This window comes from Roseateles sp. (genome assembly GCF_031397715.1).
Taxonomy (GTDB): Bacteria; Pseudomonadota; Gammaproteobacteria; order Burkholderiales; family Burkholderiaceae_C; genus Paucibacter_A.
Map to the genome: position 1 here is coordinate 1 of NZ_JANNMI010000200.1, position 5,612 is coordinate 5,612.

Consider the following 5,612-nt stretch of genomic DNA (forward strand, 5'->3'; position numbering starts at 1 on the left):
AGAAGCGTTGCAAGGCCAGGCTGTCGGCAGGAATGGTCGGCATTTGTTCTGTCTCCGTTGAATTTATGACGTTCAGGCCGCAAGACTAGCCAAGGTCACGCCAGCAGCCTAGCGGGTTTATGCGGGGATGTGGCTGATTAGAGTCGGCCTTCCAGACGGGCGCGGTCGGTTCGCAGCCGCCGATCGTTCTGCCGCCCGGGCGCCTGGCCATCGTCGTCAAGCTGGCGCCGCAAAAGTGCTGAGCGCCGCGCCGACGGTCGCCGCCGTCACGCCCGCGCTCAGCCGCAGCGGCGCTGCGGCCAAAACACCGGCCAAGGCGTCTGGGCCACAGCCCTTGAGCCGCGCCACCCATTCGCCGGCCTCGCGGCCGCTGGCGAAGGCCGCGCTTTGCAGCAAGACCTGACCCTGCTCATCCAACAGCTTGAAGTAGAACTGCCCATCGGCCTCGCGGAACTGTTTGAACAGCGGCAAGGCCAGCTTGGCACTCTTGAGCGGCGCGGCCACTGCGGCCGGCGCGCTGAAGTTGCGCAAACCGACCGCCTGACGCAGCTCGGCCAATAGCGGTGCCGCCACCGCGCGTGCCTTGGCGGCACCGGCTTGCAGCGTCGCCTCGATCAGCTCGGGCTGCGCCATCAAGGCCTCGTAGCGGCGGCGCAGCGGCGCGATCTCGGCGTCGATCAGCTCGAACAACTGCTGCTTGGCCTCGCCCCAGGCCAAGCCGGCGCGCAAGTCGGCGCGGAACTGGGCCCGCTGCGCGGCCGTGGCGAAGGCGTCATAGATTGTCACCAGGGTCTGGCCCTCGGGCTGCTTGGCCTCGCCGGGCAACTTGGAGTCGGTGACGATATGAGCAATCGCGTCCTTCAAACCCTTGGCGCCACCTTCAAACAAAGGGATGCTGTTGTCATAGCTCTTGCTCATCTTGCGGCCGTCCAGGCCCGGCAACAGGGCCACATCCGCTGCCACATTCGCCTCGGGCAAGACGAAGAACTCACGCCCTTTGCCGAACAAATGGTTGAAGCGCTGAGCCACATCGCGGGCCATCTCGATGTGCTGGACCTGGTCGCGGCCGACCGGCACGCGGTGAGCGTTGAACATCAGGATGTCGGCCGCCATCAGGATGGGATAACTGTACAAACCCATGGTGATGCCGGCGTCCAGATCTTCGCCAATGGCGGCGTTGGCGTCGGTGGCGCCCTTGTAGGCATGGGCCCGGTTCATCTGCCCCTTGGACGTGACGCAGGTCAACAACCAAGTCAGCTCAGGGATCTCGGGGATATCGCTCTGGCGGTAGAAGGTGACGCGTGCGGTGTCCAGGCCGGCCGCCAGCCAGATCGCGGCGATCTCCAGGCGCGAGCGGTTGATGCGCTCCGGGTCATCGCATTTGATCAGGGCGTGATAGTCGGCCATGAAGAAGAAACTCTCCACGCCGACCTCCTGGCTGGCCAGAATCGCCGGGCGGACTGCGCCGACATAGTTGCCCAAATGCAGGGTGCCGGTGGTGGTGATGCCGGTCAAGACGCGGATTGCGGGGCGGGCAAGGGGCTGGGTGGAAGAGCTTTGGGTCATGGTGGGTAGCGTTCTGCAACAAGGCTGGCAAGCTTGTATTGTCCCTGCTGCTCAGCAAGCTGGACGGCCACAGCGCCGGCCGCCAACAAGGCATCCAAAGTGGCCAAGGTTGGTGTGGTTGGCGTGATTGCTCAGTGCAGCCGCGACGATGTTGGGCAGGCAGAAGGCCTTCAGGTCAAACGACTCGACCGTGTCGCCGATGAAGTAAGCCAGATGTCCCAAGCGCAAACAGTCTTGCAGTAGAGCGGGCAGCCGCGTTTCTGGCTTGGGTTCATCGGGGCGGTAGCCAGCGGTCATACCACATTGCCTGCTTAATTTGGTAGTTATGCAATGCATTTTTCGCCAACGAACAATCCTGCCGCCTGGGCTGCTGGGTGGTTTCACCGGGCCAAGTCTCTGCCCGGGGTAATCGCCTAGCGGTTCGCGCCCCGCCGCCAATAAACTGTCCACCACGATTGCCTATGGCACAGACCAGCGCCGACCACAAATGATGATGCGACTTCCCAATCTGCTGGGCAGCAAGAATGGCCGCTTGTCGGCCTTTTTCTTTTTGTACATGACCGAGGGCATACCGCTGGGTTTCGCCGCTACGGCCGTGGCCACGCAGTTGCGCCGCATGGGCGTGGGCCCGGCCGAGATCGGCGCTTTTGTGGCGGCCTTCTACCTGCCCTGGGCCTTCAAATGGGCGTTTGGCCCGCTGGTCGACGTGTTCCGCTCCGAGCGTTTTGGCCACCGCCGCGCCTGGATCCTGGGCACACAGATCATGATGGCGGCCACCTTGGCGGTGCTGATCTTCCTCAAGCTGCCCGAGCAGTTGGCGCTGTTCACCGCCATCCTGCTCTTGCACAACACCTTTGCCGCGATGCAGGACGTGGCGATCGACTCGCTGGCCTGCAATGTGCTGCATGAGGACGAGCGCGGCCTTGCCAATGGCCTGATGTTTGCCGGCGCGGCGGTCGGCCAGGCGGTCGGCGGCAGCGGCGTGCTGTTCCTGATGGCGTACATCGGCTTCCAGTCCAGCTTCATCTTCGTGGCACTGTGCATTTTGGCCGTTACGGGCCTGGTGGTGCTGCCGATGAAGGAGGCGCTCATTCAAGCGACCGCCAAGACAGGCTCGGGCTTGCGCCACGCCGCCGGCGAGATGCGCGACTTTGCGATGGCCGCCTTCCGCGCCTTCCTGGGCACCAAGGGCGCTTATGCCGGCGTGTTCTTTGCGCTGCTGCCGGCGGGCGCGATGTCCTTGAGCCTGGCGCTGCAGTCGAACCTGTCGGTCGAGTTGGGACTGAACGATGACCAGGTGGCCTGGCTGCAGCTGTTTTCCACCATCTCAGCGGCCGTCTCCATGGTGATCGGCGGCGTGCTGTCCGACCACCTCGGGCGTCGCCGCGTCTTGAGTGTGTCCATCGTCTTGATGAGCTTGCCGGTGCTGTATTTGATGATGGTTTTGCAGCAGCATGGCTATGTGATGCCGCGCACGCCGGGCGGTGGCGGCGCCAGCGTGGCCCCTGAGTTGGTGACGGCGCTATGGGTGGCCACGATTGCCTTCAATATCTTCATGGGCCTGATGTACGGCGTGCGCTCGGCGCTGTTCATGGACGTGACCAACCCGCGCGTCGCCGCGACCCAGTTCACCGCCTATATGGCGCTGATGAATCTGGCGATTGCCTACACCGCCACCTGGCAAGGCCTGGCCATCGAGGCTTGGGGTTATCCGGTCACCTTGGCGGTGGACGCAGTGTTTGGCCTGACCTGCCTGCTGCTGTTGCCGCTGATGAAGAAGGCCAGATCCGAAGGCGAGCAGGTGGGCGATACCCACGCCGCCCAGCGCGCCAGCCGCAGCGCCTTTGGCCTGGGCCTGTTGTGCTTGAGCTGGTTGCCGTTCTGGGCATTCAGAGCCGACACCGGCGCGGCTCAGCCGATCTTCAACACCTTCTTCACGCTGGTGTTTGTGGTCGCCGCGCTGTTCATGCTGGCCGGCCGCGGCGTGCTGGGGGCCGAAGCCGGCGCGCTGCTGCGCCGCGCCACGTTGTGGCTGGCGCCGCTGCTGCTGGCGCTGTATTTGCGCCGGTTTCTTGACGGCCCGGCGGACTCGGGTCCCACGCTGCTGTTGAGCTTGAGCGAGGGCTTGATCTACGCTGTGCCGCTGCTGGCCGGCCTGGTCTTGCTCCGGCTGGCGCGCTACAGCTGGGACGGCCTGTCAGCGCAAACTGCCCGCTAATGGCATGTCCGAACGACATTGGCGGCATTCGCATATGTAATTGGACTTATCTTCCCAGCATGGCTTTAATGCACGGTGACCATCACTGAGTGCGACCGATTGCTCTTCGAAGGAACGGAATATGACGACTGCTGCCTCTCATCGAACTGCCGCGGGCCCAAATTGGGGCCTGCGCTGCGGGCGCTTATTGCGCACCCTGCTGCTGCTAACTTTATGTGCCCTTGGCATGATGGGCGCTGCGCGCGCTGCTGATGCAACGTTCAAGGACGAAGAGCTGGACCAGATGTTGGCGCCGATCGCGCTCTATCCGGACTCGCTGCTGTCGCAGATCCTGATGGCCTCGACCTACCCGTCCGACGTCAAGGAAGCCGCCGCCTGGTCCAAAGCGCACCCGGACGAAAAAGGTGACGCGGCCGTCAAGCAGATCGAGACCAAACCCTGGGAGCCGGCGGTGCAGTCGCTGGTCGCGTTCCCGCAGGTCTTGGCGATGATGGACGCCAACCCCGGCGATGTGCAGCGTCTGGGGGACGCCTTCTTGGCCGACCCGGCGCGCCTGATGGACCGGGTGCAGTTCATGCGCAAGAAGGCCCAAGAGGCCGGCAACCTGAAGGCGAATGAGCAGCAAAAGGTCACGACACAGACCGAGAACAACAAGCAAGTGATCATCATCGAGCCGACGCAGCCGCAGACGGTCTATGTGCCGGTCTATCAGCCGACCGTGGTCTACGGCAGCTGGTGGTATCCGACCTACCCGCCCTACTACTGGGCACCGCCGCCTTACTACTATCCAGGCGGCGCATTTGTTGCGGGCGTGGTGTGGGGGGCGGCCATTGTCGGCATCCACAATTCCTTGTGGGGTGGCTATCACTGGGGCAACAACAGCGTCAATATCAACGTCAATCGTTACAACAATATCAACGTCAGCAACCGCCAAATCACCAACAATAACAACAGTTTCAAACACAACCCCGAACGGCGCAAAGATGTGCCCTACCGCGATGCCAAGAGCCGCGAGCAGTTTGGCAACAAGCAGCAGTCGGCGGCTGGCGCCAAGGACCGCGATGCCTTCAAGGGCAAGGACGGCCAACGGGATGCGGACCGCGCACGTGCTGCGGACACCTTGAAGGATCGCGGTGCCGATCCGGTCGCCGGGCGCGAGAAGTTGCAAGGCGCCGACCGTGACAAGGCCAATCAGGCCGTCAACCGCTCGGACCGGGGTGGCGCTGACAGTCGGCCGGCCAATCGTGGCAACAGCAATAGCGGCGCGCTGTCAGGCGTGCATGACAGCGGTGCCTCGCGCGCCAATGCCTCGCGTGGCCAAGCCAGCCGGGGCTCCATGAGCCAGCATTCGGGGGACGGCGCAAGGCCGGCCGGTGGTGGCGGGCGTGCCGGCGGCGGCGGGCGGCAGCGCTGAGTGCAGACCATAAAAAAGCAAAAGGAAGAGCCATGAATCTCAGAACTACACGCCTCAAGCCCTTGTTTGGGCTGCGCTACCTGGCCTTGGCTGCTGGGCTGGCCTTCAGCGCTGTGACATTCAGCGGTGCGGCACATGCACAGACCGCCTTCGCCAAGCCGGAAGCGGCGGCCGATGCCTTCATCGATGCGGTCGCGAGCAGTGACCCCGTCGCGCTCAAGCGGGTCTTGGGCAAAAACTGGGCCAAGCTGATGCCCTTGGGCGACGTGTCGGCCGACGATCGCTACACGTTCTTGGAAAAAGCCCATCAAGCCCGCTCGGTCACGGTCAAGCAAGGGCTGGGCGAAATGCTGGTCGGCACCGACCCTTGGGCACTGCCGATTCCACTGTTGCAGGGCAAAGACGGCCAGTGGC

The 5,612-nt window shown here is 63.8% G+C and carries 5 protein-coding genes; 3 read left to right on the forward strand and 2 right to left on the reverse strand.

The genetic code is table 11. From position 1 onward, the window contains the following. Positions 1 to 216 precede the first annotated feature (216 nt). Together RMO57_RS08800 and RMO57_RS08805 are read right to left on the reverse strand one after the other, a co-directional pair. The gene (locus tag RMO57_RS08800; protein ID WP_310385820.1) at positions 217 to 1,566 is read right to left on the reverse strand and encodes a tryptophan--tRNA ligase; all 1,350 of its coding nucleotides are present in this window, start codon (positions 1,564 to 1,566) and stop codon (positions 217 to 219) included. Positions 1,567 to 1,617: 51 nt separating this feature from the next. Then, on the reverse strand, positions 1,618 to 1,863 hold the full coding sequence (locus tag RMO57_RS08805; protein ID WP_310385821.1) for a hypothetical protein: 246 nt from the start codon (positions 1,861 to 1,863) through the stop codon (positions 1,618 to 1,620). A gap of 190 nt (positions 1,864 to 2,053) precedes the next feature. On the opposite strand from RMO57_RS08805, the gene RMO57_RS08810 reads away from it, so the two are divergent. From RMO57_RS08810 to RMO57_RS08820, 3 genes are all read left to right on the forward strand, one after another. Then, positions 2,054 to 3,784, forward strand: a complete 1,731-nt coding sequence (locus RMO57_RS08810; RefSeq protein ID WP_310385822.1) for an MFS transporter — start codon at positions 2,054 to 2,056, stop codon at positions 3,782 to 3,784. A gap of 226 nt (positions 3,785 to 4,010) precedes the next feature. Further along, the gene (locus RMO57_RS08815) at positions 4,011 to 5,198 is read left to right on the forward strand and encodes a DUF3300 domain-containing protein (RefSeq protein ID WP_310385823.1); all 1,188 of its coding nucleotides are present in this window, start codon (positions 4,011 to 4,013) and stop codon (positions 5,196 to 5,198) included. 32 nt (positions 5,199 to 5,230) lie between these two features. Then, the coding region (locus RMO57_RS08820; protein WP_310385824.1) for a DUF2950 family protein at positions 5,231 to 5,612 on the forward strand (382 nt) is incomplete at its 3' end.